This is a genomic window from Brevibacillus choshinensis, assembly GCF_016811915.1.
Taxonomy (GTDB): Bacteria; Bacillota; Bacilli; order Brevibacillales; family Brevibacillaceae; genus Brevibacillus; species Brevibacillus choshinensis_A.
The window spans coordinates 923,020-948,482 of the sequence record NZ_CP069127.1 but is presented as its reverse complement, the minus strand read 5'-3'; the positions used below and the strand labels follow the sequence as shown (position 1 = coordinate 948,482).

Below are 25,463 nucleotides of genomic sequence, written 5' to 3'. Positions count from 1 at the left end.
TCGACAAGCTACAGTGCCTCGGCTACCACAATCAATTCGTTGCTGCTGGCGTCAAACGCTCCCTTGGCAAAGTTTCCGTACCGCTGCGTTACCTTGAAGCCGTTTAACCGGAGAAGGTGGTGCAGCTCTGCAGGGAATATGTAGCGCAAAGTGAACCTGCCAGTTACGCGTTCCTTGACCAAGCCTGTCGCATCGGTGCGTTCATATGTCCTCGTCACTTCGCACAATTGCTGAAAATGATCGTAGCGCGTGTAATCCCACATGGCTACCTCATCGCTGTTTTCCAGTCGATACGTTCCACGCAGCGACATCTTTTCGTTTTCCTCATGAAAGTGGCTGATTTTCGGCACGAATACATTCATGACGAGCTTGCCGCCGGGCGCCAAATGCTTGCGGATGCTGGTCAACGCCTTCATCTGCTCATGGATTTGCAGCAGGTGCAAGAAGGAACGGAACGGGATCATGATCAGCGAAAAGGTCTGCCCGAGATCGAAATTGCGCATATCCCCCTGCAGCAGACGGAGCGAGTCAGCGACACCTTCCTCGCTCGCCTTTTGCTTGGCCTTGCCCAGCATGTCCGCAGAGAGATCCAGTCCGGTCACATCGATTCCCGCCTGGGCCATCGGAATGCTGATGCGTCCCGTCCCACACGCGAGATCCAATACGGCTCCCCCCGCCTGCTTTGCCTGTTCCAAGTAAAACGCCACATCTCCGGCAACGCCGCGCTGCGTCAAATCATAGTAATCTGCCCATTGATACATATTGCTCATGTTGACACTCCTATGCTTGCAGTTGCTCCGATTGGAGGTACGCCATAACCAGTTTAGCCGTGTTATCCAGCGCTTCACGGTGAGTGCGCTCGTGCGAGTGGGATGCATCCACCCCAGGACCAATCAAGCCGTGAACGATATCGTAGCCGGACTTCAGCGCCGCACTCGCATCCGAACCGTAGTAGGGATAAATGTCTACCTGGTAGTTGAGACTGTTCGCTTCAGCCAATTTGGTCAGATGGCTGCGCAATCCGTAGTGGTACGGCCCCGAGGAATCTTTTGCGCAAATGGAAACGCAATATTCATCAGTCGTCTGTCCATCGCCGATCGCTCCCATATCGACTGCCAAATACTCGACGACATTGGCCGGGATGCTGGAGTTGCCCCCATAGCCGATCTCTTCGTTGTTGCTGATGAAAAAGTGGGTGGTGTACGGGAGCTTTGTGCCGGATTCCTGCAGCTCCTTGAGCACGCCCAGCAAAATGGCGACGCTCGCTTTGTCATCGATGTGGCGCGACTTGACGAAACCGCTCTCGGTCACTGTCACGCGCGGATCAAACGAAACGAAATCACCTACGGAGATGCCCAGCGCCTGGACTTCCTGCTTGTTCGTCACCTTTTCATCCAGACGGACTTCCATGTTTTGATCCGTGCGCTCTGCCTTGCCAGCTTCCCGTCCATACACGTGCACGGAGGCCTTGGTTGAAAGGATGGTTCCCGTAACCAATCGCCCGCTGCCTGTTTCCACGACACAATGCTCGCCTTCCACGGCATTGAACTCAAATCCGCCAATCAGGGCCAGCTTCAGGCGTCCGTTTGACTTGATTTCTTTGACCATCGCCCCCAGCGTATCCACATGCGCGGTGAGCAGGCGTGCCTTTTCTTCGTTTGCTCCCGGAACGGTCGCAACGATCGCGCCTTTATTGGTTCGCTTGAATGAAACGCCAAGCTTTTCGAGCTCCTGCGCCACCCAGCCCATGACTTTCACGGTGTTGCCGGAAGGACTCGGAATATTGGCCAGCTGACAAAACGATTCGACGACATACTCGATTGATACGCTCATTGGATAGATCCTCCTGTTCGATAGGAAAACGAAGCTATGCTTGCAGCTCTTCCTGAATAAATTGGAGCACTTCCTGCACGTGCCCTTTTACCTTCACCTTCGTCCATACTTTCGCAATCTTTCCCTGCTTATCTATGACAAAGGTAGTCCGTTCGATGCCCATATATTCTCTGCCGTACATTTTTTTCAGCACCCACACGCCATACGCCTCTGCCACCTGATGATCCGGGTCAGCCAAAAGGGGAAACGGCAGCTCGTGCTTGGCCACGAATTTATCATGCGACTTCACTTCATCGGGGCTGATTCCCAAAACAACCGTGTCCAATTGCTTGAACTGAGGATGATAATCCCGAAAATCGCATGCTTCTGTCGTACAGCCTGGCGTCATGTCTTTGGGATAAAAATAAAGAACGACATTCTTTCCCCGGTACGAGGAGAGTGAGATGGTTTGATTCTCGTTTGCTTGCAGCGTAAAATCAGGAGCGGCTTGTCCAGTTTCGGTCATGCGTATCCCTTCCTTCTGTTCCGACTTTTCCTTGTTATGTACGCTTTGATTTTACCACAAGCTTACAGGCACTTCATCTGTATACACGTTGCGCTTTCTATCAGAAAACGATAGAATTGATTGATAGTATAGAGAACGACGAAAAATCAAAATTTGGCCTAGTCAGTTGGATGGTGAGAATTGGCATGAAAGAGTTTTTTGAAGTAACAGACCCAGAAGCACTAAAATCCCTCGCAATTGCCGAGCGTGTCAAGATCCTGGAACTGTTTGAAGATCTGGAGCCTCGGACAGCCAAGCAAATCGCGACCGAGTTGGGTGAAAACGCTGCCCGCCTTCATTATCATGTGAAGGAGCTGGTTCGTGTCGGTTTGCTGGAACAGGTGGATACTCGCGTCAAAGGGTCTATCGTGGAAAAGTACTATGAACCGGTAGCCAAAGTGATTCAGGTCAAGCTGCAAGTCATGATTGAAGAAAACGCACAGCAACTCAGTGATGTGATGTTTACTCCTTTTCGAACGACGGAAAAGGATCTCATGCGGACCTTGAACCGTTTTGTCGCCAGTGATCAGGACGTACGTAAAGAGTACAAAAACACGTTTGCTTTTAACTTGCACGAATTTCATCTCAGCCAGGACGAACGCAATCAGTTCGTCGAGGAAATCGCAGATCTTTTGCACAAGTACAAAGCATTGAAAAGCGAGCCAGGTCGCCGCAAGTTCAAGTTTTTTGACGTGCTCTTTCCTATGACACCAGCTGAAGCTTCTGATGATTCCGACGAGCCTTTCGAGGACTCCGAAGAATAACAGAATCGTTTGCCGCATAATTGTCACCGACATCATGAAAACCATCAGCTGAGATGGTTTTCTTTTTTGTTTGGATTGTTTGGATCTGGAAGGGGGCTGCGACATGAAAACCATCCTGTTTGATTTCGATGGGACCGTAGCGGACACGCTGCCGCTCATTTTCACCGCTTTTCGCTCGACGTTTCAGCGTTTTTTGCAAAAGCATTATACAGATGAGCAGATCATCGCCTTATTTGGACCGACAGAGACCGGAATCGTGAAAAAGGAGCTGCCTGTGCACGCGCATGTAGCAGCACTCGAGCATTTCTTCACTGTCTATGCCGACGAGCATGGGCGTATGCAAAACCCTCCCGAGATCGGGGGCATGCTCCAGCGATTGCAGGCGGCAGGCATCCAGATGGGGATCGTCACCGGAAAGGGCAGGCAGAGTGCCGACATTTCGCTGCAAGAGTGGGAGCTTTCTTCTTATTTTCATGTGGTCATTACCGGCGATGATGTCACCCATCCCAAGCCGCATCCGGAGGGCATTCTGCTTGCCATGGAGCGATTGGGCGCAAAGGCTGCCGAGACCATCTATGTGGGAGACAGCGATGCGGATGTGCAAGCAGGCCGCTCTGCCGGGCTGATGACGGTTGGGGTCGATTGGCTCGCAGTCACCCAAAAGGCCGGGCAATTTGATCCACAGCCGGATTATGTGTTTACAGATGTAGAAAGCTTCGTGGAGTGGGTGCTGGCCGCCCGGCGCTAAACTGTCCTCGCCAGCCCACAGACAAAAAGGCATGCCTCCATTTCAGAGGGCACGCCTTTTTTCTTTGCAGCTTGATCAGCTCCAAGGCTGGGAAAATAGCTCCTAGTAAGCTCGGCCGAACCAAACCGTGTGCTGTGCTTTTTCACCGCAGCAAATGCATGTTTCTTTTCGTACAGGTGGGTCAAACGGAATATTGCGGGAGGTAAACTTGGTCTCTTCCTTGACCTTCGCTTCGCATGCATCGTCTCCGCACCAGCCAGCCAGCACCCATCCACTTGGTGCATTGTCCTGCTCGCTCTTCTCGATATGCGACGCCAGCTGCTCCATGCTGTCGATCCCCAGATGGGAATTCGCCTCGCGAAAAGCCAATGCTTTTTGGAACATGTTTTGCTGGATTTCCTCGAGCAGGTTCCGGATCGTCTCCACGATGCCTTCCAGCGCCACCGTAATCTTTTCACCCGTATCGCGGCGTGCCAGAATCACTTGCCCATTTTCGACATCGCGCGGCCCCATTTCCAAACGTACAGGTACCCCGCGCATTTCCCACTCATTGAACTTCCAGCCTGGCGTCTCCTCACGAAGATCGGCACGAACGCGGATGCCGGAAGCCTTGATCGTATCGAAGAGCGGATCGAACGCCTGCATCACTTGCTCCCGCAGCTTCATCGGACCGACTGGAATCATGATCACTTGGGTAGGAGCCATCCGCGGAGGCAGAGACAATCCACGGTCATCCCCGTGCACCATGATCATCGAGCCGATCAAGCGGGTTGAGCTTCCCCAGGAAGTCGTGTGGACGTATTTGAACGTATTGTCTCGATCGAGGAACTTGATCTCAAAGCCGCGTGCGAAATTGTCGCCCAAGTAGTGGGATGTGCCTGCCTGTACGGCCTTCCCATCCTTCATCATCGCCTCGATAGAGTAAGTATCGACTGCGCCGGCAAAGCGTTCGCTAGGAGTCTTTTGTCCTTTCCATACGGGAATCGCCAGCTCCTGCTCGACGACTTCCCGATAGATCTCCAGCATCTGCATCGTTTCCTCTCGCGCCTCTTCCTCTGTCGCATGAGCTGTGTGCCCTTCCTGCCACAAGAACTCGGAGGTGCGTAAAAACGGCATGGTCCGCTTCTCCCAACGGAATACGTTTGCCCACTGATTAATGAGAACGGGCAAGTCGCGATAGCTCTGAATCCATTGGCTGTACATGTGACCGATGATGGTCTCGGACGTCGGGCGCAGTGCAAGACGCTCTTCCAAAGGCTCTCCGCCTGCTTCTGTCACCCATGGCAGCTCAGGATTGAAGCCCTCGATATGTTCTTTTTCCTTTTGCATGAAGGACTCAGGAATCAGCATCGGGAAATAAGCGTTTCGGTGTCCGGTTTCCTTGAAGCGCTTGTTCATCGCCTCTTGGATCCGTTCCCACAGCTCGAACCCTTCCGGCTTGAACACGATACATCCGCGAACGGGCGTGTAGTCCATCAGGTCCGCTTTTTTGATCGTATCGATGTACCAGCGTGAGAAATCCTCCGATTGCGGCGTGATTTCCTTCACAAATGCCTTTTCCTCTTTCATCCTTCTACAGCTCCTTTTTCTTGAATAAGTGAATGCAAAAAATCCCCCATCCCACATAGGGACGGAGGATCAACATCCGCGGTACCACCCTGATTGACCACAGCTGAAGGCTGCAGTCCGCTCAAAGTCCCGATAACGGCGGGGCATCCGGCGTGGCTCATCGCCAGCGGCTTCAGGATGGGGTGCAGTCATGCCGTAGTATCAGCCTTCCAGACAAGGGCCGACTCTCTGGGACGCGGCGAATCACTGCGAGTCCTTTCATAGCCTTTCATTTGTAGATATAGTAGCAAGTCATTTTCCGATTGTCAATTTGTGGCACGCGGGTTCAATCTGGACGCCAGCTTGACGTACACCGGATAAGCGACCAGGGAGAGCATCGCACCCTTGAAAATGTTGAACGGAACGATTCCGTACAGGACGAGTGACCACACGCTGTCTGCTCCAAAGGTCGACAGCAGCTGATCCATTGGCATTTGATAAAGAACGGCATAGGCAGGCAGCAGGAAGAACGCGTTGGCCAGAGCCATCACGGCGCTCATCAGCAGGGTACCCAAAGCGAGGCCGGTCAAAAAGCCTTTCTTGCCTTGGCCGAGTCGCTGCATGGAGACTGCCGCTACGATAAAGCTGGCGCCCGCCACCACGTTGGCCAGCTCCCCGATCAAAAGTCCGTCCGTATTTTTAAACAGCATGTGCAGGGCATTTTTCAAAACCTCCACGATGATCCCTGCCACTGGACCGTACATCAGACCGCCGATCAAGGCAGGCAGCGTACTGAAATCCAGCTTTAAAAAGCTCGGCATCAGTGGAATGGGGAATTCCAAATACTGCAGGATAAAGGCAACCGCTGCGAGCATGGGAATCGTCACAAGCTTTTGGGTTGACCTCGTGGAATGTAATGCTGTTTCTTTCATGTGTACCATCTCCTCATCTTTTTCTCCTTCTTGAGGAATGGCAACAGTGATCGTGAACCCACACATCCTGAACCTTGCGCAAACGAAAACAAGCCCGAGGAAAGAAAGATCCTCAGGGCTTTTTTGCAGGCGCATGACAAATCCTGATGCAAAAATGAGTACGAGAAACAAAAGGGCTGCGAAAGAGCAATGGCCCCTTTTCCCGTTTGCACAGGTAAACAAGCACGTGTGGTAACGTACTGTCGTCATCCTTCTCCCATCCAGACTGTACTGTCGGCTCTGGAATCGCACCAGATCCTGCACTCCCTGCTGCGATCAGCTCGGGAGGCTCGCGGGCTTACATGCATCAAAGCATGATCACCGCCGGTCGGGAATTTCACCCTGCCCCGAAGGAATGTGTTTGTTGTTGTATACAGCATATTATACTGCGGTTTTTTGATTTGACAATAGTTGAAAATGCGATTTTGGCATTTTCCGATGTTTTTTGTAGGAATTATAGGAATGAGCCCTTTTGATTTTTTTGTACACAACTTTTTTCGCTTCATAGAAAAAAGCCGAGGGATTTGCATCCTCTCAGCTCTTGAAATCATTTAGCCGCCCGTACTCTATTGCTCGCTTTGAGACGGGAGATCAATTTTCAATTCCAAGCCCTCGATAAACTGATCCTCACGCACCTTTTCAGAGAAATCATCCTCGTATTCAAAAGGCTTGATAATCAAATACTTGGTCTTTCCAGTAGTTGCATATCGCCCATCAAAGGTAATGCCATTCTCTACGAATGTTCCCTCACCGTTGAGAGCTGGCAGCTGACGACCTTGGTCATCATACACCGCAACTCTAGTATGGGACAATCGTTCCGATGCTTGATCAGCCAGTTTGATCGTCGTCACCAATCGCGTCGTCACAGGAGTTACATTCACCTCAGAGACAGTGAGTGACCCTTGATCGCTTGATCGGCTTGCATTCGGCTTCAAGTTGACGATGCCCTTCGTCGTTTTGTGGAATGGAACGTCCAAGGTAAACTCATGATCGATACCTGCCAGTTTTACCAATACTTCTGCGTGAAAAGGATCCGGTATCGTCGTGGTTGCATTCCGATCGACCGCTGGCAAAACATTCTCGAAAACGAGGACATTCGGGTTGGCAGCTCCCGCAGAGGCATAATTGACGCCTTCTTTTACTTGTCCATTGACTTTGAATACAACGCTGTCTATCGCGTTGCTGAGCTTTACGGCTTCTTCTCCCGTATCAAACATGCCTTCTTTCAAATTCGGTGCGGTTACGCGGAGCAAAAAGACGGCACGTGTTCCATCGTAGACTGTTTCCGTTACATCCAGCTTCACGTCCTGATAGGAGATGCCTGCATTGACCTTGGCAGTGAGACCTTGTTCTCCTGCTGCGCGCAACCCAAGATCCGCTTCAATCGAGCTGAACAGACTGCCCACCACCGGTATTTGCTTGAGGGATTTGGCCATGGCAGGCGAGATAAAGCCCGATGCAAAAACCGTAGCACCCAAAAGGATGGCCGCAGCTGCAACAGATGCCGTTTTCCAAAGACGCGGACGGGGTGCTCTTCCTTTTGGTAGACAAGGCCTTTCAGGGAGCGAAGCGTAAGTTTCATCAAGCCGAGATCGAACAAGTAATGACATACTCGTATTTTCCGCAGATTTATATTTTTTCAGTTCGACTTCCAATTTAGATAGATCCATAGTTCATCGCACCCTTCCCGATTGGCATCAAATGGTCCAGCAACGTTTTTCGCGCCCGGCTGAGCCTCATTTTTGCGGCGCTCTCCGAAATCTCCAATACTTCCGCTACTTGTCGCAAAGGCATATCTTCAAAATAAAAGAGGACAACGACCATGCGCTGCTGCTCCTCCAGCCTGTCAACGGCTTCCTTCAAGTCGACATCCTCGTACTCAGGGGAGAAAGACTGCACCACAGGAATATCCGCCATCGAAACGTTACGGGACCGACTTGCTGCTATCTTTTTGCACGCATTGATCAGGATTCGAAATATCCACGTCTTAAAAAAGCTTGGCTCACGAAGACTAGGAAGAGATTTATAGGCAAGCAAGATCGTTTCCTGGAGAGCATCCGCGACATCCTCGTCCTTTTTCAGGATGGACTTGGCCGTGTTGTGCAAAGGGCTCTCTACGTGCTTCATCAGACGGATAAATGCATCCCGATCACCTTGCTTGGCAAGGATCACCTGTTGGGTTAGCTCCACATTCTCCACTCCTTTCTGTTCGATATTTACAGTAATTAGATCCCCCTGCTCAAGCTTTGGTCACATCTTTTTTCCGTGTTGCATTTTTTCTGTGAAAAAGAGAAATAGCCTGGTCACAAAACGTCAGGGGCTGATTTCCCATAACGCCGGTTGTCACCAGGCTTTCCTAAAGAAAAGGAGCGGGCTATGAACCCGCTCCTCGATACTTGCTCACTCCGATATTCCAAACCAGAAGCCCGATGCCAAAGAAGATAACGGCCATCACCGGGGTCATCGCTGCATAGATGTACCACGTTTCTTTCCGGAGGAAGTAGGCCGCTGGATACACACCCACAAAGGCAAACGGAAGCACGTACGTCAGCACAAAGCGAATGACTTTGTTGTACACGTCAACCGGATAGCGCCCGTACTGCTGAATATTGTAGATCATCGGCGTGATGCCCGTACGCGAGTCGGAGAAAAAGCTGATGGCGGAAATCGCCGTGTACACGCCTCCGTAAATGAGCGCGCCACTGATGGACAGCACGATGAAAATGATCGGGTCGTACCAGTAAAAGACGAGATCCAGCTGAATCGCCGCATACGCCATAATGATCAGGCCGGAAATCACCCCGAAGATCCGGTCAGGGGCGATGGACTCCAGGCAGACCTGCGCCAGATTGTGCACGGGTCTGGTGAGGATCCGGTCCATTTCCCCGCGGATGATATAGCGCTCGTTGAAATCCCAAAAGCCAAAGAAGATCGAGAACAGCGCGTACGGCACCAAAAAGAACCCGTAAATGAAGATGATCTCGTCGCGCGTCCATTCGCCCATGAGCGGCACGTGCTGGAACACGACGATGATAAAGACGAGGTTGATCAGCTCAGAGATCAGATTGGAGGCCAAATCCCCGAGAAAATCTGCCCGATAGGCGAGCCTCGTCTTGAAATACTGGCCTAGGTAGTCAGCAAAAATATGGAAGATGTGTTTCAAATTCCGCATGTCCGTCTTACCCTCCCTGTACGACCAGCCGGTTGCGGGCCACTCGCCATAGAATCAGGATAGGGACCAGGATCACGAACATCCAGATGACCTGAAAGCCGATCAGCTCCCATGCTCTGCCAGCCGGGATCGCACCGGTAAAGATCAGGCTCGGATAGTAATTGATCGCCTGAAACGGCAGGAAGCCCATGATCGTCTGCGCCCATCCCGGAAAGAAGCTGATAGGCAAAACAAGACCCGACATGAGGTCCACAATGACCCGCTTCGCACGCATCATGCCATCATTGCGGAACAGGAAAAACGTGAAGAGTCCCGTCAGCAAATTGACCTGTGTGTTGATGAAAAAGGCGAACATCAGGCTCATTAAGTACAATCCCCAGCCTTGCGCCGTCGCAGGGAAGCTGAACGGGATAATCAAGCTGATCAAAAAGATCCCCGGCCCTGCGAAAAACAGGAAGCGGAAGATGCCTTCCCCAAACGCCTGCGCGGTCTTGACGGAAAGGTAATTGTACGGCCGGATCATTTCAATGGCGACTTTCCCTTCCCTGACGTCTTGGGCGATTTCCATATCGATGTTGTTGAAATAAAAGGCGCGGGACATCCACGCGATCGCCACGTAGGAGGTCATCTGCTCGACGGAGAGACCGCCCAGCTGCTGCTGACCGCCGTAGATCGCGCCCCACAAAAAGTAATACGCCCCGATATTGATGGCGTAGATGATGATTCCGCTGTAATAATTCACCCGGTAGGCCAGCATCGTCAAAAAGCGCATGCGGATCAGTTCCATGTAGAGCTTACGCATGACTCGCTACCTCGCTGTCCGTGGAGTAAATGTTGCGCACGATATCCTCTGTGCTCGTCTCCATGATTTTGACGTCGCTCACATCAAAGGATGACATCACCGTGGACAAGACATAAGGCAGCATTTCCTGGCTCCGCGCCACCTGCACGCTCAAGGTATATTCATTGACTTGCTCGATCTCACAGGGCATCTCACCCAGTACGCGGCGGAGCTCCTCTGCAGATGTGCGCTTCTTCATCTGGAAGGACACCTCGGTACCATTGCCCCAGCGCTCTTTCAAATCGCTGAGGAGCCCGTCGAATATCAGCTTTCCTTTGTCCATGACAAGCACCCGTTTACACAGCGCCTCAATATCTGACACATCATGCGTAGTCAGCAGGATCGTCATGTTTTCCGTTTCGTTCAAATTCCGCAGAAACTCCCGAATCTTTTGTTTGACCAAAACATCCAATCCCACTGTCGGTTCATCAAGGAACAGCAATCTCGGCTTGTGAATCAACGAGGCCGCTATCTCGCAGCGCATCCGCTGGCCCAGGCTGAGCTTTCGAACCGGCTGGCTGACGAACGAGGATATATCCAGCTCCTCGATCAGGCGGTTCAACCACTTTTCACCTTCTGTTTCATCTACCTTGTAGACGCTCTTGAGCAGACGAAACGACTCCATCGGAGATAAGTCCCACCAGAGCTGAGAGCGTTGCCCAAAAACGACGCCGATGGAACGGACGTAATCCTCGCGTTCCTTGAAGGGGACGTAACCATTGATCTCAATTTGGCCGTCGCTGGGAGTAAGAATGCCCGTCAGCATCTTGATCGTTGTGGATTTGCCCGCTCCATTTTCCCCGATGAGAGCGAACATCTCCCCTTCTTCCACGGTGAAAGACAGGTTATCCACCGCTTTCACCGTCTTGTATTCACGACTGAACAGATCGCGAAAAGCACCACCCAATCCGGCTCTGGACTGGTGGATACGGAACTCCTTTTGCAAATGATTTACTTGAATCATGGTTTACTCCTTTTGTATTCGGTTGTATTCCACCTGTTAGTGTATATGAGGCACTGCGATTGTGCAAAAACCAATGTGCTGGAAACTGTTAGCGGCTAGGAAAAGTACAGGACCATGCCCGTCTTGTCATCCGATTTCTTGAAGCGAACATAGTGAAGACATTCAGGGTCCCCGTTTTCAAGCAGGAGCAGCTCGTCGGTATAGCGCTGCAGTCCCTTGTGGATGATCGGCAGGACCGTATCCTCCCATTTCGGTTCCGGACCTCCATATGGCCGCGGTGTAAACAAGCCGTCTGTCAGCAAGACGAGTGCGCGCAAATGGATCCGATTGATACGGCCAGACTCCAAAAATTCGGAACAGGCTGGTTCCCCGTTGATCACCCCGTAGCCTCCCGCCACATTGGCCAGATAGCGGTTGGAGACGAGGATATCGCGACAGTGCTCGATCAGCTCTACGCGCTGACGCATTCCGTCTTGAATACCCGATTCCCATTTCGCAAACGCCGCCTGCTCTAAATGACTCACCTGTGGATACGTCAGAGGCCGGACCGTATCGTCCGCATAGACGGCGAAAACCATGCAGTCCCCTGTCTGGGCGTACTCAATGTGTGACTCGCTTACACGAACCAACGCACATGCGGCTCCCCACAGCGCATCCTTTTTCGTGAGGTCAATCTGCTCTTCTTTCATGCATTCTCTGAGCTTTAGGTTTGCATCTGCAAGCAATTCCGTCAAGCTCTGCGCTCCATTCGCTTCCTCCACATACTGCTTCACGAGCTGTGCCGCTATCGCACCTCCCGTCTGTCCCGCTGCATTTTCATACGGAACGAGTGAGGACACTCCATCCACGACAGCAAAAAGATGCTCCGCCTGATTGGTGGCGTAGGCATCCTCATTCATTTTGCCGCTCCCGGCGACAGAAATGCATTCCATTTTCATTGGGACAACCGCCTTCTCTCTCGTATTCAGCTGCTCCGAAATTGTATCATTTTTCCTTTTTTTCAGCCATAGATCTCCGTGCATACCCACCGAACTTCCGGCTGTGGTAAGATAATGAAGATCTTTTGGACAGAAAGAGGGAAAAAAACATGAACCGTGAAAAATCCGCACACCTGCACCAGCAAGCGACGGATGTGATTCTGGGAGGAGTCAATAGCCCATCACGTTCCTTCAAAGCGGTAGGAGGCGGGGCGCCCGTCACTATGGAACGCGCCCAAGGAGCGTATTTCTGGGACGTGGACGGAAATCGATACATTGACTACCTGGCGGCTTACGGCCCCATCATCACCGGGCACGCTCATCCGCATGTGACGAAAGCCATTTGCGAAGCTGCTGCGAATGGGACCCTATACGGCACGCCTACCCCGTGGGAGGTACAATTCGCCACGATGATCCGTGAAGCGATCCCTTCCATGGAACGCATTCGTTTCAACAACTCCGGCACGGAGGCTGTCATGACCTGCATCCGCGTCGCTCGCGCCTATACCGGACGCGTCAAGATCATCAAGTTTGCCGGCTGCTACCACGGTCACTCCGACCTGGTGCTGGTAGCGGCTGGATCGGGTCCATCCACGCTCGGCATTCCAGACAGTGCGGGGATTCCGCAAAGCATCGCGAACGAAGTCATCACCGTCCCCTTCAACGATATCGAAGCATTCGCTGACGCCATGAAGCGCTGGGGCAGTGAGACTGCTGCTGTCCTCGTCGAACCGATCGTCGGCAACTTCGGTATCGTGACGCCAGAGCCGGGCTTCCTGGAAGCCGTAAACCGCATCACGCATGAAGCGGGCGCACTGGTTGTTTACGATGAAGTCATCACCGCCTTCCGCTTCTGCTATGGCGGTGCGCAAAATCTGCTCGGAGTCGAGCCAGATTTGACAGCACTGGGCAAAATCATCGGCGGAGGTTTGCCTATCGGCGCTTACGGAGGCCGCCGCGAGATCATGGAGCAAGTCGCTCCGCTCGGTCCTGCTTATCAGGCGGGAACGATGGCTGGAAACCCAGCGTCTATCCGCGCCGGAATCGCCTGCCTCGAAGTCCTCAAGCAGCAGGGGGTTTACGATGAATTCGAACGCTTGGGCACCATGCTCGAAGCAGGTATTCGTGAGGCTGCGAAAACCCACGGGGTGACCATTCAGCTCAACCGAGTCAAAGGCGCTTTGGCTGTCTACTTTACAGACGAGCCTGTCCGCGATTATGATGCAGCGCAGAAGGCAGACGGCGAGTTGTTCGCCCGTTTCTTCCGTCTCATGCTCGATGAGGGAATCTGCCTCGCTCCCTCCAAGTACGAAGCCTGGTTTGTCACGACTGCGCACACGGAAGAGGACATCCGCGAGACGATCGCTGCCGTTGACCGCTCCTTCGCCGCTTTGAACGCATAAGCCATTGTCCCAAGTGACCAAGGGAAGCGTTCCCAGGGTCCGCTTTCATTCTTATGGGAATGCTACTTTTGCAGGTACCCATAAGGAGGGATCTTTGTGTCAAAAGGTGAAAATACCTATCCGCAAGCTCCTGAAAAAACAATGGATCCCAAAATGAGTTCCAAGATGATGGAAGTCGTTGGTTTCCAAAAACCGAGAAAAACCGAACATCACAAGACGCAAAATCACGATCGCTAACCTTTTGAAACAGACGCATTCCACCATTCACCTGGCCGGATGTGTCTGTTTTTTTCTTCATATAACTCCTCCGCTAAAACGGGGGAGTACTTTTTCCATGCACACATAAGCGATCGGTAATATTGTCAAACAACTTCATGGATTGTACAATAAATAATGAAACTGCCAGATGGCATATTCGTATACATAGATATAGGACACACTTACAAGTAGTAAAATCGCGATTTTGTCGTCGATGACGAATACAATAAGGAGTGATTGTGAATGTTTTTCCATCCTATGGACTTTCTCATCATTATTGCGTTTCTGCTGTCACTCTGGGCGCAATTCCGGGTGAAAGGCACATTTAACAAGTTTGCTGATGTGCCCGCTTCCTCCGGGATGACCGGTGCAGAAGCAGCTCGCAGGATGCTGGATGCAAACGGCCTCACCAGCGTTCCAGTCGAGCATATCCCAGGTACTTTGACAGACCACTACGATCCGCTTTCCCGTGTCGTTCGTTTGTCCGATCCTGTGTACTTTGGCAATTCGATTTCTTCGCTGTCCGTTGCCTGCCACGAGGTAGGTCATGCGATCCAGCACAAGGTTTCCTACCCGATGCTGGTAGCCCGTCACCGGATCTTCCCGGTGGTAAACCTCGTCTCGGGTGTAGCTCCGCTGTTGCTTCTGGCGGGATTCTTTTTCCACATGGCTGGACTCTTGCTGATCGGGATCATCTTTTTCTCCGCAGCTGTCGCTTTCCAGCTGATCACGCTGCCTGTAGAGTTTAACGCCAGCAGCCGTGCGAAAAAGCTGATGGTGCAAATGGGCTTCATCCGCAACACCGAGGAGCGTAGCGCGAGCAAAGTGCTTGGCGCCGCCGCCCTCACGTACGTGGCAGCTGCTCTGATCTCTGTTTTGGAGCTGGCGAAGTACATCATGATCTTCCGCTCCGAGGAAGACTAATACGACTGTCTAAAAGGTGCAGCTACCCTAGCCATGGGGGCTGTACCTTTTTTGCTTGGGCTGCGCTACAATGAAAGCTGGGAGGTTGGATCAATGAATATCGGAATTATCGGATTGGGCAGTATCGGACAAATGCTGGTCAAAGCCTTTTGCAAAAGCGGCGCTGCAGCTCCGGAAAAACTGATGGTCTTCAACCGCACACAGGAGAAGGCGGAGCAGCTGCAGGCAGAATATAAGCTGGCGATCGGAAAGACCGCTCAAGAGGTATGCGATCACTCTGATGTCGTGTTCGTCTGTACAAAACCGCTGGACATCCTTCCGCTATTGCGTGAGCTCACCATTCCGGCCCGGACTCATGTCGTTTCGGTCGCAGCGGGTGTGAGTATCGCGGATTTGGAGGGTGTACATACCGGGGCAGTCAGCAAGGTGATTCCGACCGTGACGTCACAGGAGCTGCGTGGCGTTTCCTTGTACGCTTGCAGCCAGCGTCTCACGCCGGAGCAACGGGAGCATTTCCTGACTCTCCTCTCCTCCATCAGCGTGCCGCAGGAAATCTCCGAGCAAGCGATTGAGACGGCGACGATCTTGACGAGCAGTGCCCCAGGTCTGATTGCCGGGATCTTGGAATCCTTTGCCCAAGCGGCTGTGCGCAAGACCCCTGAGCTTTCCATCGATCTGGCGCGTCACATGCTGGTAGAAACCATGCTCGGAACCGCCATGCTGCTTCAAAAAGAACAGCTGGGCTTTGATCAGCTGATTGAGCGTGTCGCGACAAAAGGCGGCATTACGGAAGAGGGACTGCGCGTTCTCGATAAAACGCTGCCCGCTGGATTCGATGAGCTCTTTGCCATGACGGAATCCAAGCATGATAGGCTCAAACAACTCGTTCAACAACAAAATTCAGCACAATAACGGGAAAGGGAGTTCACAACGATGAAAATTGGCTGGATAGGCTCAGGCAATATGGGGATCCCGATGGCTGGCAATCTGCTCGCGGCAGGCCATGAGCTCTCTGTCTGGAATCGTACCCCGGAAAAAGCGGAACCTCTGATCGCCTTGGGAGCAAAAGGTGCATCAACCATCGCACAGCTGGTAGACGAAGCTGACATCCTCTTTACAATGGTCAGTGACGATGCTGCTGTGAAAGAGATCTATACCGGTCCCGATGGCATTCTCGCTACGCCAGGAAGAGGCAAGCTCGCAATCGATATGAGCACGGTCTCTCCAGATACCTCTCGCTTTCTCGCAGAACACTGCCAGCAAGCAGGCTTCCGTTTTCTTGACGCTCCTGTTTCGGGTAGCGTCGGTCCTGCCAAGGAAGGGACTCTCGTGATCATGGTGGGCGGAGACAAGGATGCTTATGAGGAAGCAAAGCCTTTGCTGGACAAGCTCGGCAAAGTCGCTCTCCATCTCGGTCCAAATGGCGCAGGAACTTCTGCGAAGCTGGCTATCAATCTGCTGCTCGGCATCACCGTACAGGGCGTATCAGAAACCTTGCTTTTCGCACGCTCGCTGGGAATCAGCACGGAGCAGATGCTGAACATCATCTCGGAAAGTGCCGTCGGTACCCCGCTCATCCGCGGCAAGGCTGCATCTCTGCTGGCTGACAACTATCCGGCAGCATTCGCACTAAAGCATATGGCAAAGGATTTGCGATTGGCTCGCGAAGCCGGCGTGTCCACTCCACTGGCTGAATCTGCAGGCGCAAGCTACCGCCACGCACTGGAGGAAGGCCTGGGCGACCTGGACCTGATGGCGATCATCAAGCACTTGGAAGGAAACTAATCCGTAACGAAAAAAGACCGGACATCATCCGGTCTTTTTTTTGCATCCCAGGCTGTGTTTACTGTCTGCTTTTCAGCAGCCCGTTCAGGATTTTAGCGTCTGCAAGCGCCCGCCTATCCTCCAGCACATCCCCCGGCTTGTTGCCTTCCCCGATGATGTAGCCTTCAAATGGCATGCCTACGAAGCCGAAAATATACTGGAATTGCTGGATGAGTGGAAGCCCTTTTACACGCGGCTCGTCTCCCCCCGTCGCGATCACGTAAGCGTGCTTGTGTGCCATCGACTGCTTGAAGTTGTAACGCTTGTCGCGCAGGCTCTGTGACCAGCGATCGACGAAGTTTTTCATGTGCCCCGACATGCCATACCAGTAGATCGGGGTGGCAAAAATGAGCACATCATGATCGAGTACAGCTTTGGTCACTTCGTCATAATCATCGGCTACCGAAGCAAATCCATCGGGTTCATGCCGCTGATCGTGGATAGACTCGATGTGCTTGTCACGTAGGCGAATGCTGGTGTGAGGCACTCCATCCAGGACGAGCTGTGTCAATTGCTCTGTATTTCCATTGTCTCTCGAGCTCCCGTACAAGACGAGGACATTCATGCCATTCCCTCCTTTTCTTCCATGATCATGGGATGCTGCTGTCGCAACTGCCAAGCGAACAGAACAGCCGCAGCGAGCAAGCCTGCCGACAGAAAGTAAACCGCCCGGGTCCCGAGCCATTCCGCGACGGTCCCCATGACCAGCGCCGACCCTCCGAAGATCAGCGAATCAATCGTACCCTTGGCAGACAGGACGTATGGGAGTTTGTCTGCAGCCGTCGCTTGCTGAAGCAAGGTTTGCTTGGAGATCATCTGCATTTGATACATCGGACCCAAGGCAAAGGAAAAGAACAAAGCCAACAAGGGATCCGTACTGCTGCCAAAGCAAAATGTGACCGCGCCAGCGCCGATCGTTCCCGTGATGATCCACTGCGGCAGCCGTTGGCGAAGTTTTTGCGAACGGGCCAAAAGCAGCGCCCCTCCTGCGATGGAGCCGAGCATGTAGCTCGCATTGAGATAGCCCCACCATTCTTCCCCTTTTCCCAGCTCCTGAAGGACGAATGGCAGCATGATCGCCGCGATCCATACCGCACTGGACAGTCCGATAAGCACATCCATCGCTGTGATCAACCGAACGAGCCGGTTATCCCGGATGAGCATCCAACCTGTCGACCAATCCGTTTTGGCAGGGTCCCTCTTAGCTTGCACAGGCTCAATCCTCTCCATGTCCCTGTGCGGAGCAACCCCGAGCATCGCAATGGTAGCAACCAGGTAAGCCACGACAGTGCCCCATAATACAATGCCATTGCCGAGCGTGGCTACGAGCAAGCCCCCTGCCGCCCAGCCTGCAAAAAAAACGGTTTGGTCAGACGTCGCCAGCCAGCCATTGGCTCGCATCAGCTCTGCGGGCTCCACCACTTGAGGGACGAGAGCGTTCCTCGCTGGATTTGCCCATCCGTCCATGAATGCGATCGCCGCTCCTAGAACGAGCAACATCCATACGAACTCCCCAGCGATCGGGACGACCAATGCTGCGACTGCGAGCAGAACTGTTTTCACCCCTTGGGACAGGACGAGCATTTGCGGCAGGCTCATCCGCTGGAACAGCAGGGGTGCCGTCAGCCCTCCCAAGGATTGTGCCGTCATGATCACTACCGGAATCAATGACGTATACATGACAGATCCAGTCACCGCGTAAATGGCTGAAATAAACGCAACAATATAAAAAACATCCCCTAAGTTGGCCAGCGTCTGACCACCCCAGAGGCAAATAAACCTTCTATTCCACATGAAAGGTACCTCCCGTCGGTGCGAGACTCATGAACTTGTTTGGCTCACTCTTACCCGACAAAGGATCACAATGGAGGTACACCTCGTTTCCGAAAATTTCCTCAATTATATGTCAGCTTCCTTCTCCCTGTAAAGGCTTATTGCTGCGAAAGAATGTATAGTAGACCCATCCCGCATTGATCAGCAAAAATGCACTCGTCATGAAAAACACACCCTCTATGCTCACGTACCCCGCCAAAAAACCGCCAATCATGGGTCCGAGCATGCTGCCGATGCTGACAAAGCTCTGGTTGTAGCCGTATACCCGGCTGACCATGTGCGAAGGGGTCGCTCTGCGCAGGAGCGCGTTGACGGATGGAAGCAGCCCGCCCAAAGAAAGCCCCAGCAAAAAGCGCAGGATGATCAGCTGCCAGACTGTGGAAACCAATCCTTGTGGAATAAAGATAATGGACGCTGCCAGCAAGGCAAACAACAACACTTTTTGCGAGCCAAAGCGATCACCCAAGGTCCCCAAGCGAGGGGAAGCAAATACGTTTGCCACCCCCATGGCCGCCTGGACAATCCCCGCCCACAACGCTACCTTGCTTCCTTCCGAGCCCAGCAGCTGCGCAATATAGATCGGCAGCACCGGCACGATGCTGAATAAAGCGAACTGAATCATCACGGTTACAAAAAAGAGCGCCGGCAGCTCCTTGGACGAGAAGATCATGCGAAAATCCTCCCGCAGATTGGACCGGTCCTTTTTTTCCGGCGGTACAAAGTTCTCTTTTACCGTAAACGTAATGACCAGTGTCGCGAGCAATAGCAAGCAGCCCGTAATCACGAAGATCATCCGAAAACCGATATGCCCGGCCAAAAAACCGCCGAACAACGGCCCCATGATGGTTCCTGCCGTCACAAACGACTGCAGCATCCCCTGTGCCCACCCCATTTTTTCTTTCGGAACAGAGGATGCGACAAGTGCCGTACTGGCAGGGATGATTCCGCCCACCAATCCATTGATCAAGCGCAGGGCCAGAAGCTGCCATAAGCTCCCGGCAAAACCCGTCAGCGCTACGGTAATGGACATAAAATAGCCAGAGCGCAAAATCATGATCTTTCGCCCGTGCTTGTCTGCAAGATTTCCCCAAATCGGTGAAACCAAGCCTGCGGTCAAAAAGTTGGCACCAAAAATAATACCCGCCCAAGCTGTTACCTCATGCGGATCTTTCACTCCGAAGTCCTGCTGAATGTACAGCGGCAAAAATGGCATGATCATGCTCATCCCGATCATGACAATAAACAAGGAGCCGCACAATACGTACAGATTACGCCGCCAAGTCTCCATCGGAAGCGCCTCCCTTCTCATCTGCACGCTACGGTCTTTCTTCCTGCGTGCCGAAGCAAACCTGTTCTCTTGGTTTTCTCAATCATCCCATCTCTTGAAGTGTCCCCAAATCCTGCACGCTCCACAGGCTGTGGTAAACGCCTCTTTTTTCCAGGAGCTCTTCGTGTTTGCCCTGCTCGACGATCTGCCCTTCCTTCATCACGACAATTTTATCCGCGTGCGTGATGGTCGACAGTCGGTGGGCAACAATGATGGTGGTGCGGTCTTTGGTCAGACGGGCCAGCGATTCCTGGATCATGTGCTCGGATTCCAAATCCAGCGCCGATGTGGCTTCATCCAGAATCAGAATGCCCGGGTCGCGAAGAAACACCCGCGCGATCGCTACTCTTTGTTTTTGGCCGCCAGACAGCTTGACGCCACGCTCGCCCAATTCCGTATCGTAGCCGTTTGGCAGGTCGGAAATAAACTCGTGGGCGTTGGCCGCCTGCGCTGCCCGCACGACAGCGTCGTCATCCGCTTCTGGATTCCCCATCAAGATGTTCACTTTCGCGGACTCACTAAAGAGGATGTTATCCTGCTGGACCATTCCGATGTGGTGCCGCAGATTCCGTTGCTTGATGTCCCGCACATCCATGCCATCGACCGTGATCCGCCCATCCGTCACGTCCCAAAAGCGGGGCAAAAGGCTGATCAGCGAAGATTTTCCGCCCCCCGACATGCCCACGATCGCAACCGTTTCACCGGGCTCGATGGTCAGGTTGATCCGATCGAGCACCAGCGGCCCTTCCTCCCGATAGCGGAAGGATACGTTTTCAAAGCGAACCTCGCCGCGAATTCGCTTGGTCACCGGATCTACAGGCATTTCACGCGCTCCCGGCCGGTCCACAATGTCATACGATTCGTCGATAAATTCAAACATCCGATCCATAGAAGCGATCGCTTGTGTCAACACGGTCGAGGAATTCACCAATCTTCTCAGCGGGGTGTAAAGCCGATCGAGATACGCGTAAAAGGCGACCAAAGTCCCTACGCTCATCGATCCGCCGATAACCTGATAGCCGGCGTACGCGATCACCAGCAGCGGCGCAATGTCCGTCACCGTATTGACGACCGCGAAGGTGTTTGCATTCCAACGCGTATGGGCCAGTGCCTTTGCCAAAAAGTGATTGTTTTCCTTGGCGAACTGCCTGCTTTCATGCTCTTCCAGTGCGAAGCTGCGGATGAGCGACATCCCGTTCACCCGTTCGTACAAGTGTCCTTGCAGTCTGGCCAGTGCCGCCGAGCGATCCTTCGTCAGCTGGCGCAGGCGCTTGTAGAAGTATTTGACGGAGATGCTGTACAGCGGAAACACAATGATCGCCACAATGGTCAGTTCGAGATCCATGTAGAACATAATCCCCAGCGTGAGGACGATCGTAATCAAGTCCAGCCAAAGATTCATGAGCCCTGTTTCCACAAAGCTCTTGGTAGACTCGACATCATTGATCACACGGGAAATGACTTCCCCCGTTTTCGTGTTGTTGTAGTATCGCATGGAGAGACGCTGCAAATGGGAAAACAGCTGATTGCGGATGTCAAACAGTATTCTGCTGGATACCCATTGCGCGTAATACTGGCGAATGTACTCTACAGGGGCGCGAACGACAGTAAACAGCAAGAATGCTCCCAGCATCAGCCAAAATAGCTGCGTCATCTTTTCCGCTTGAGGGAGGGGACTTGGCAGCAGATCGTCAATGACGTATTTGATCAAGAGCGGCAATAGCAAGGGGATGGAAAACTTGATGATCCCGATCAGGATCGTGCCTAGTATCTGTTTCCAGTAAGGCATGACATAGGATAAGTAACGCCTTATGCTCAATCGCAATACACTCCTTTGGAACAAGGAAATCCCTCCCCCGGTAATCGGGAAAGGGATTATTCCTCATCATCTCGTACTAAAAGATAACGCTCGTACCAACGCTGAACGAATCCATTTTGAAACGGTCCGCGACGCGCACGCACCCAATCAAGCACTTCACGCAAAGCAGTCTGTACCTGTTCCACAACAACAGGAGGGTAATTCATCTGTTTGCTGTGCAACAGGAACTCCTCTTCGTCAAGAATGGAGTACGTCATGTCAGGATAGACCTTCACATCCAGATCGTAGTCTATGTAACTCAGCAGTTGCCCCTTCAGGCTGAATGGTGAACCAATGTTGCAGTAATAGTAAATGCCGTCGTCACGAATCATGGCAATGGTATTGAACCATTGACCCCGACCAAACGTACAAATAGCCGGCTCGCGCGTACGCCACTCCCGCCCGTCTGCTTCTGTCACTTTGACCCGATCGTTTCCCCCAATCACCACCGCATCACTGGTATGAATCAGAGTAGATTTGTCCCATATGCGGTGCAACGAATGGTCATGTTTATAACTTTCAATGCGGATATTGGAGCCTGGAGTTGGCGGCATGGCTCTCCCCTTTCTTCTCTTCTCTATTTGAACGGGGACAAGCCTCCTTTAAGAAGAGAGCTTCTTGGAAAGTGTAACATATTTTTGCATTTCATAGCCAAGCGAATGGTAAAATGGCAGAACTTCTGGATTATCCTGATTCACCATGATCAGTACTCGATTAACGCCTCGCTGCTTGAATCGTTTCTCGATCGCTTCCACCAGTTGTCTGCCTATGCCTGTGCCTTGTTCGCTTGGTAAAACGGCCAATCGGTAAAAAAAGGCGCGGGAACCATCAATCGTGCCGACGACAACCCCGACCACATTACCATCTTTTTCTGCAACCATCACTAAATCGCTGTCCCATGCCAATTGTTGGGCCAAATCGTTCAACGACTCCGTCTCCGATTGGTCCAAACCGGTTTCCCGCCAGATGCTTGTAATAGCCGAATAGTCACCGAGTCGAAACGGACGAATCAGCATACGTTGCCTCCTTCGTTGCCTTCTTGTACTATTGTACACCTTTTGCCCGACTTTGTCTTGTCCGTCAGTTCGCTTACCTCTCCCGATCTCACATGTCCTGACACACCGACGATGATCTTTTTACACCAGAAATTAATTATACAACTCCCCCCTCGCTTGCGCTACCCGCTACAGGCAGGTCGAATGTTTGGTTCTCCGATTCCCTAGACATACTAAACGAGCAAATGGAAAGGATCACTCACAGATGAATCGCCTCTACGGATCTCCGTAAAAAAGGAGGAAGACGCATGTACATAGGACGGGAATTGTCCGAATTGACGATGCTTCCGCTCGACCGGTGGGAACTCAACGAACTGATGTACCACCACCATATCTTTTCCCAGCTCGCGGCCTATCTGAGCACAGAGGGCGCTTCCTTGCACGTAAAGGTCATCCGCGAGCTCGAATCCCGCGGACCTGTCGGGGGAGACAAAGGCGGCTGGGATCACTCTTCTGCTCCCATCTACGATTGAGTTCATAAGGATACACGCTTTCCATTTTGCTGTTTCGTTTCAGCATGATGCCATGTAAAAGTGTCTGTTGCCCCTGATGCCAGCCCAAAGCCCGACTTCAGAAGATCAGGTCGGGTTTTCTAGCTGTCATTTGTCAGAATTTAATTTCTTTTTACATTTGGGCAAAAAGTTCTTTACATCAAGAAATAATTCCCATATCCTAAGGATAAGATTTACAACTACTACTCGAATGAAAGGAGGCTGCAATAAGATGATGATGACTGTACAGATTGTTCTCAGCGCTTTTTCTGATCGTCTTATGCTCGATACAACTAAATATCACAGCGCCTCCTGGACAGACGAATTGTAGTTACATTCGTATCTTCGACATTCTCTATTCGTCAAATACCAGACCGCAGGCGTTGTAGCTTGTGGTCTTTCCTTTTCTTTGTGCTCTCCAAGACCGCAGGCCGTAGTTTGCGGTCTTTTCTGCGTCATCCAGCATCCATTTTTTACCATTTACTTGAGAGGAGGTGATTGAATATGGTACTGAACTTCCTGTTCTTCACGATCAAAATTGAACGTGCATCTGCTTCCCAGCGAAACGCTGAATACGTGCGCTCCCGTTACCTCGAAAAACGCGCTGAGGCTCACGCATTCGAAGCAGCACAACTGTTGAGCCGCATCTAATGCCTATTTTAAAAAACACTTGGAGGGATGAATTTATGAATAACAGAAGAAAGCGTCAGATGATGAGATTTACAGGAGTCAAATCGATAGACGGCGGCTGACTGACCAATTCCATACAGATGGGAGGGATATAGCATGTATATTCCAATGATCTTTTTCTCCATCACAATCGAAAAACGGAAATTAACCCCTGAGCAGCAAGAGGCAAAGTATCAACAAGAGCAAGCCATTGCTTTGTGGGAAGAAAAAAAGCACCAAATCGCAGCGCAGTTTCCGGAATACTGTATTCGGTAATCGTCCATTCAGTAATCCAAACCGATCCATCATAAAAAAAAGCGACCATCAGGAGAGGTCGCTTTTTTGCTGCATGATTTCACGAATTTTGTGATGAGCCATGGGAAAGGTATAGGTGTCAAGCTCGTCCACGGAAACAAATTTTGCGTTGGGAGGAAGATCATTTCCTGCGATCCAGTCACAAGACCATACCTGCATGCTCCAATGCAAATGAGAAAACGTATGCTGTACCTCCCCCAGAGGCTCCAGCACTTCAATCTCGACGGCAAAACGATCGTACAAGCCATTCGCCAGAATATCCTGTTTGGCGGAAGGACTGCTGACATCTGTTTCCACCATCGGGAACTCCCACATGCCCGCCAGCAGACCTGTTTCCGGACGTTTGTTGATCAGCACCTGTCCTTCACGCATGATGACGGCCACCTGCAGATGTACAGGGCGCGGAGGCTTGGCCTTCCCTTTGATCGGCAGATCCTCCTGCACGCCTTCCTGACGGGAGATGCAGTAGTCGAATACCGGACAGGTCAAGCACTGCGGTGAACGCGGTACACAGACCATCGCTCCCAGCTCCATGAGGGCTTGATTGAAGTCACCCGCTCTTCCCGCAGGAATCACCTGGCGGACGAGATGCTCGATCTTGATGCGGGTGGCCGGCTTGGCGATATCGTCGGTCAGATAGAGCAAGCGCGAAAAGACGCGCATGACGTTGCCATCCACTGCCGGCTCAGGCTTTTCGTAGGCAATGCTCAGAATCGCTCCAGCCGTGTAAGGGCCCACCCCTTTTAGCGTTGCAATTTCCTCGGGCGTGTCCGGGACGATTCCCCCGTAGCGCGCCTGCACCTCACGAGCTGCCGCTTGCAGGTTGCGCGCACGCGAGTAGTAACCGAGGCCTTCCCACGCTTTGAGCACTTCATCTTCGGGAGCTTCTGCCAATGCGCCTAGGGTCGGAAATTTCTCCATGAAATTCGCATAATAAGGTTTGACGGTCTCCACACGCGTCTGCTGCAGCATGATTTCAGAGACCCAGACTCGGTACGGATCGCGGTTGATTCTCCACGGCAAATCCCGCTTTTGCGAATCGTACCAGGCCAGCAAATCGGAGGAGAAGCCGAAGACGTGAAATTCTTCCGGTAATGTATAGGGTAATTCTTTCACTTTTTTTGCTGCCATCTGTCGTTTTCTT

28 protein-coding genes and 1 riboswitch are annotated in these 25,463 nt (G+C 52.2%); of the genes, 10 read left to right on the top strand and 18 right to left on the bottom strand.

Features of this window, described 5'->3' with window-relative positions; translation table 11 throughout:
• Positions 1 to 8: 8 nt before the first annotated feature.
• The 3 genes from JNE38_RS05020 to bcp are packed head-to-tail and all read right to left on the bottom strand — an operon-like array spanning position 9 to position 2,338.
• Complete coding sequence (locus JNE38_RS05020) at positions 9 to 770, bottom strand: class I SAM-dependent methyltransferase (protein ID WP_203355536.1); 762 nt, start codon at positions 768 to 770, stop codon at positions 9 to 11.
• Between the two features lie 10 nt (positions 771 to 780).
• Entirely contained in the window at positions 781 to 1,833 is a 1,053-nt protein-coding gene (locus tag JNE38_RS05015; RefSeq protein ID WP_203355535.1) for a M42 family metallopeptidase, read from the bottom strand.
• Positions 1,834 to 1,867: 34 nt separating this feature from the next.
• On the bottom strand, positions 1,868 to 2,338 hold the full coding sequence (gene bcp / locus JNE38_RS05010; protein ID WP_203355534.1) for a thioredoxin-dependent thiol peroxidase: 471 nt from the start codon (positions 2,336 to 2,338) through the stop codon (positions 1,868 to 1,870).
• 185 nt (positions 2,339 to 2,523) lie between these two features.
• On the opposite strand from bcp, the gene JNE38_RS05005 reads away from it, so the two are divergent.
• Together JNE38_RS05005 and JNE38_RS05000 are read left to right on the top strand one after the other, a co-directional pair.
• Positions 2,524 to 3,141, top strand: coding sequence for a winged helix-turn-helix domain-containing protein (locus JNE38_RS05005; protein ID WP_203355533.1), 618 nt, complete (start codon positions 2,524 to 2,526; stop codon positions 3,139 to 3,141).
• Positions 3,142 to 3,244: 103 nt separating this feature from the next.
• A complete protein-coding gene (locus tag JNE38_RS05000) occupies positions 3,245 to 3,889 on the top strand; it encodes an HAD family hydrolase (protein ID WP_203355532.1) in 645 nt (214 codons plus the stop codon).
• Between the two features lie 102 nt (positions 3,890 to 3,991).
• Here JNE38_RS05000 and proS read toward each other — a convergent pair whose 3' ends face one another.
• The 8 genes from proS to JNE38_RS04960 all read right to left on the bottom strand — a co-directional run bounded on the left by proS (position 3,992) and on the right by JNE38_RS04960 (position 12,323).
• Positions 3,992 to 5,458, bottom strand: coding sequence for a proline--tRNA ligase (proS, locus tag JNE38_RS04995; protein ID WP_203355531.1), 1,467 nt, complete (start codon positions 5,456 to 5,458; stop codon positions 3,992 to 3,994).
• A gap of 305 nt (positions 5,459 to 5,763) precedes the next feature.
• Positions 5,764 to 6,369: an ECF transporter S component gene (locus JNE38_RS04990; RefSeq protein ID WP_203355530.1), complete on the bottom strand. Its 606-nt coding sequence runs from the start codon at positions 6,367 to 6,369 to the stop codon at positions 5,764 to 5,766.
• A 244-nt stretch (positions 6,370 to 6,613) separates the two neighbouring features.
• Positions 6,614 to 6,767, bottom strand: a riboswitch (FMN riboswitch).
• A gap of 207 nt (positions 6,768 to 6,974) precedes the next feature.
• Positions 6,975 to 8,018, bottom strand: coding sequence for a DUF4179 domain-containing protein (locus JNE38_RS04985; protein ID WP_275296713.1), 1,044 nt, complete (start codon positions 8,016 to 8,018; stop codon positions 6,975 to 6,977).
• A 46-nt stretch (positions 8,019 to 8,064) separates the two neighbouring features.
• Positions 8,065 to 8,598 carry an RNA polymerase sigma factor gene (locus JNE38_RS04980; protein ID WP_203355528.1) on the bottom strand — a complete coding sequence of 178 codons (534 nt, stop codon included), beginning with the start codon at positions 8,596 to 8,598 and terminating at the stop codon, positions 8,065 to 8,067.
• Between the two features lie 184 nt (positions 8,599 to 8,782).
• Entirely contained in the window at positions 8,783 to 9,580 is a 798-nt protein-coding gene (locus JNE38_RS04975; protein WP_203355527.1) for an ABC transporter permease, read from the bottom strand.
• Positions 9,581 to 9,587: 7 nt separating this feature from the next.
• Positions 9,588 to 10,382 (bottom strand): ABC transporter permease, encoded by a 795-nt coding sequence (locus tag JNE38_RS04970; protein WP_203355526.1) that lies wholly within the window; start codon positions 10,380 to 10,382, stop codon positions 9,588 to 9,590.
• Positions 10,375 to 11,385: an ABC transporter ATP-binding protein gene (locus tag JNE38_RS04965; RefSeq protein ID WP_203355525.1), complete on the bottom strand. Its 1,011-nt coding sequence runs from the start codon at positions 11,383 to 11,385 to the stop codon at positions 10,375 to 10,377. Before JNE38_RS04965 ends, JNE38_RS04970 begins: the two co-directional genes overlap by 8 nt.
• A gap of 95 nt (positions 11,386 to 11,480) precedes the next feature.
• Positions 11,481 to 12,323 carry a protein phosphatase 2C domain-containing protein gene (locus JNE38_RS04960; RefSeq protein ID WP_203355524.1) on the bottom strand — a complete coding sequence of 281 codons (843 nt, stop codon included), beginning with the start codon at positions 12,321 to 12,323 and terminating at the stop codon, positions 11,481 to 11,483.
• 149 nt (positions 12,324 to 12,472) lie between these two features.
• Here JNE38_RS04960 and JNE38_RS04955 point away from each other — a divergent pair, with 149 nt between their 5' ends.
• The 5 genes from JNE38_RS04955 to JNE38_RS04935 all read left to right on the top strand — a co-directional run bounded on the left by JNE38_RS04955 (position 12,473) and on the right by JNE38_RS04935 (position 16,732).
• The gene (locus JNE38_RS04955) at positions 12,473 to 13,765 is read left to right on the top strand and encodes a glutamate-1-semialdehyde 2,1-aminomutase (protein WP_203355523.1); all 1,293 of its coding nucleotides are present in this window, start codon (positions 12,473 to 12,475) and stop codon (positions 13,763 to 13,765) included.
• A gap of 96 nt (positions 13,766 to 13,861) precedes the next feature.
• Positions 13,862 to 14,002 carry a hypothetical protein gene (locus JNE38_RS04950; protein ID WP_203355522.1) on the top strand — a complete coding sequence of 47 codons (141 nt, stop codon included), beginning with the start codon at positions 13,862 to 13,864 and terminating at the stop codon, positions 14,000 to 14,002.
• A gap of 264 nt (positions 14,003 to 14,266) precedes the next feature.
• Complete coding sequence (locus tag JNE38_RS04945; RefSeq protein WP_203355521.1) at positions 14,267 to 14,947, top strand: zinc metallopeptidase; 681 nt, start codon at positions 14,267 to 14,269, stop codon at positions 14,945 to 14,947.
• A 93-nt stretch (positions 14,948 to 15,040) separates the two neighbouring features.
• On the top strand, positions 15,041 to 15,859 hold the full coding sequence (locus JNE38_RS04940) for an NAD(P)-binding domain-containing protein (protein ID WP_203355520.1): 819 nt from the start codon (positions 15,041 to 15,043) through the stop codon (positions 15,857 to 15,859).
• A 21-nt stretch (positions 15,860 to 15,880) separates the two neighbouring features.
• Complete coding sequence (locus JNE38_RS04935; protein WP_203355519.1) at positions 15,881 to 16,732, top strand: NAD(P)-dependent oxidoreductase; 852 nt, start codon at positions 15,881 to 15,883, stop codon at positions 16,730 to 16,732.
• Between the two features lie 58 nt (positions 16,733 to 16,790).
• Here JNE38_RS04935 and JNE38_RS04930 read toward each other — a convergent pair whose 3' ends face one another.
• The 6 genes from JNE38_RS04930 to JNE38_RS04905 form a co-directional block, all read right to left on the bottom strand.
• Positions 16,791 to 17,336 (bottom strand): flavodoxin family protein, encoded by a 546-nt coding sequence (locus JNE38_RS04930; RefSeq protein WP_203355518.1) that lies wholly within the window; start codon positions 17,334 to 17,336, stop codon positions 16,791 to 16,793.
• Positions 17,333 to 18,565, bottom strand: coding sequence for an MFS transporter (locus tag JNE38_RS04925; protein WP_203355517.1), 1,233 nt, complete (start codon positions 18,563 to 18,565; stop codon positions 17,333 to 17,335). The genes JNE38_RS04930 and JNE38_RS04925 overlap by 4 nt, the downstream gene beginning before the upstream one ends.
• Positions 18,566 to 18,677: 112 nt before the next feature.
• A complete protein-coding gene (locus JNE38_RS04920; protein ID WP_203355516.1) occupies positions 18,678 to 19,892 on the bottom strand; it encodes an MFS transporter in 1,215 nt (404 codons plus the stop codon).
• Between the two features lie 82 nt (positions 19,893 to 19,974).
• Positions 19,975 to 21,750 carry an ABC transporter ATP-binding protein gene (locus JNE38_RS04915; RefSeq protein ID WP_275296681.1) on the bottom strand — a complete coding sequence of 592 codons (1,776 nt, stop codon included), beginning with the start codon at positions 21,748 to 21,750 and terminating at the stop codon, positions 19,975 to 19,977.
• Between the two features lie 56 nt (positions 21,751 to 21,806).
• A complete protein-coding gene (locus tag JNE38_RS04910) occupies positions 21,807 to 22,343 on the bottom strand; it encodes a DUF402 domain-containing protein (RefSeq protein WP_203355515.1) in 537 nt (178 codons plus the stop codon).
• A gap of 48 nt (positions 22,344 to 22,391) precedes the next feature.
• Entirely contained in the window at positions 22,392 to 22,805 is a 414-nt protein-coding gene (locus JNE38_RS04905) for a GNAT family N-acetyltransferase (RefSeq protein ID WP_203355514.1), read from the bottom strand.
• Positions 22,806 to 23,092: 287 nt separating this feature from the next.
• Here JNE38_RS04905 and JNE38_RS04900 point away from each other — a divergent pair, with 287 nt between their 5' ends.
• The 3 genes from JNE38_RS04900 to JNE38_RS04890 all read left to right on the top strand — a co-directional run bounded on the left by JNE38_RS04900 (position 23,093) and on the right by JNE38_RS04890 (position 24,280).
• Positions 23,093 to 23,317 (top strand): hypothetical protein, encoded by a 225-nt coding sequence (locus JNE38_RS04900; protein WP_203355513.1) that lies wholly within the window; start codon positions 23,093 to 23,095, stop codon positions 23,315 to 23,317.
• Positions 23,318 to 23,839: 522 nt separating this feature from the next.
• Entirely contained in the window at positions 23,840 to 23,986 is a 147-nt protein-coding gene (locus tag JNE38_RS04895) for a hypothetical protein (protein WP_203355512.1), read from the top strand.
• A 135-nt stretch (positions 23,987 to 24,121) separates the two neighbouring features.
• Positions 24,122 to 24,280 carry a YrzI family small protein gene (locus JNE38_RS04890; RefSeq protein WP_203355511.1) on the top strand — a complete coding sequence of 53 codons (159 nt, stop codon included), beginning with the start codon at positions 24,122 to 24,124 and terminating at the stop codon, positions 24,278 to 24,280.
• 48 nt (positions 24,281 to 24,328) lie between these two features.
• Here the strand turns inward: JNE38_RS04890 and mutY are convergent, their stop codons facing one another.
• Positions 24,329 to 25,450 (bottom strand): A/G-specific adenine glycosylase, encoded by a 1,122-nt coding sequence (gene mutY / locus JNE38_RS04885; RefSeq protein WP_203355510.1) that lies wholly within the window; start codon positions 25,448 to 25,450, stop codon positions 24,329 to 24,331.
• Positions 25,451 to 25,463: the final 13 nt, after the last annotated feature.

What these genes read in the sequence shown, in the direction of transcription:
- bcp (WP_203355534.1), bottom strand. Translation starts at nt 2,338, where the DNA reads ATGACCGAAACTGGACAAGCCGCTCCTGATTTTACGCTGCAAGCAAAC.
- JNE38_RS04965 (WP_203355525.1), bottom strand. Translation starts at nt 11,385, where the DNA reads ATGATTCAAGTAAATCATTTGCAAAAGGAGTTCCGTATCCACCAGTCC.
- proS (WP_203355531.1), bottom strand. Translation starts at nt 5,458, where the DNA reads ATGAAAGAGGAAAAGGCATTTGTGAAGGAAATCACGCCGCAATCGGAG.
- JNE38_RS05000 (WP_203355532.1), top strand. Translation starts at nt 3,245, where the DNA reads ATGAAAACCATCCTGTTTGATTTCGATGGGACCGTAGCGGACACGCTG.
- JNE38_RS04945 (WP_203355521.1), top strand. Translation starts at nt 14,267, where the DNA reads ATGTTTTTCCATCCTATGGACTTTCTCATCATTATTGCGTTTCTGCTG.
- JNE38_RS04910 (WP_203355515.1), bottom strand. Translation starts at nt 22,343, where the DNA reads ATGCCGCCAACTCCAGGCTCCAATATCCGCATTGAAAGTTATAAACAT.
- JNE38_RS05005 (WP_203355533.1), top strand. Translation starts at nt 2,524, where the DNA reads ATGAAAGAGTTTTTTGAAGTAACAGACCCAGAAGCACTAAAATCCCTC.
- JNE38_RS04985 (WP_275296713.1), bottom strand. Translation starts at nt 8,018, where the DNA reads ATGTCATTACTTGTTCGATCTCGGCTTGATGAAACTTACGCTTCGCTC.
- JNE38_RS04975 (WP_203355527.1), bottom strand. Translation starts at nt 9,580, where the DNA reads ATGCGGAATTTGAAACACATCTTCCATATTTTTGCTGACTACCTAGGC.
- JNE38_RS05020 (WP_203355536.1), bottom strand. Translation starts at nt 770, where the DNA reads ATGAGCAATATGTATCAATGGGCAGATTACTATGATTTGACGCAGCGC.
- JNE38_RS04990 (WP_203355530.1), bottom strand. Translation starts at nt 6,369, where the DNA reads ATGAAAGAAACAGCATTACATTCCACGAGGTCAACCCAAAAGCTTGTG.
- JNE38_RS04940 (WP_203355520.1), top strand. Translation starts at nt 15,041, where the DNA reads ATGAATATCGGAATTATCGGATTGGGCAGTATCGGACAAATGCTGGTC.
- JNE38_RS04905 (WP_203355514.1), bottom strand. Translation starts at nt 22,805, where the DNA reads ATGCTGATTCGTCCGTTTCGACTCGGTGACTATTCGGCTATTACAAGC.
- JNE38_RS04970 (WP_203355526.1), bottom strand. Translation starts at nt 10,382, where the DNA reads ATGCGTAAGCTCTACATGGAACTGATCCGCATGCGCTTTTTGACGATG.
- JNE38_RS04955 (WP_203355523.1), top strand. Translation starts at nt 12,473, where the DNA reads ATGAACCGTGAAAAATCCGCACACCTGCACCAGCAAGCGACGGATGTG.
- JNE38_RS04920 (WP_203355516.1), bottom strand. Translation starts at nt 19,892, where the DNA reads ATGGAGACTTGGCGGCGTAATCTGTACGTATTGTGCGGCTCCTTGTTT.
- JNE38_RS04925 (WP_203355517.1), bottom strand. Translation starts at nt 18,565, where the DNA reads ATGTGGAATAGAAGGTTTATTTGCCTCTGGGGTGGTCAGACGCTGGCC.
- mutY (WP_203355510.1), bottom strand. Translation starts at nt 25,450, where the DNA reads ATGGCAGCAAAAAAAGTGAAAGAATTACCCTATACATTACCGGAAGAA.
- JNE38_RS04895 (WP_203355512.1), top strand. Translation starts at nt 23,840, where the DNA reads ATGGTACTGAACTTCCTGTTCTTCACGATCAAAATTGAACGTGCATCT.
- JNE38_RS04935 (WP_203355519.1), top strand. Translation starts at nt 15,881, where the DNA reads ATGAAAATTGGCTGGATAGGCTCAGGCAATATGGGGATCCCGATGGCT.
- JNE38_RS05015 (WP_203355535.1), bottom strand. Translation starts at nt 1,833, where the DNA reads ATGAGCGTATCAATCGAGTATGTCGTCGAATCGTTTTGTCAGCTGGCC.
- JNE38_RS04960 (WP_203355524.1), bottom strand. Translation starts at nt 12,323, where the DNA reads ATGAAAATGGAATGCATTTCTGTCGCCGGGAGCGGCAAAATGAATGAG.
- JNE38_RS04890 (WP_203355511.1), top strand. Translation starts at nt 24,122, where the DNA reads ATGTATATTCCAATGATCTTTTTCTCCATCACAATCGAAAAACGGAAA.
- JNE38_RS04930 (WP_203355518.1), bottom strand. Translation starts at nt 17,336, where the DNA reads ATGAATGTCCTCGTCTTGTACGGGAGCTCGAGAGACAATGGAAATACA.
- JNE38_RS04900 (WP_203355513.1), top strand. Translation starts at nt 23,093, where the DNA reads ATGTACATAGGACGGGAATTGTCCGAATTGACGATGCTTCCGCTCGAC.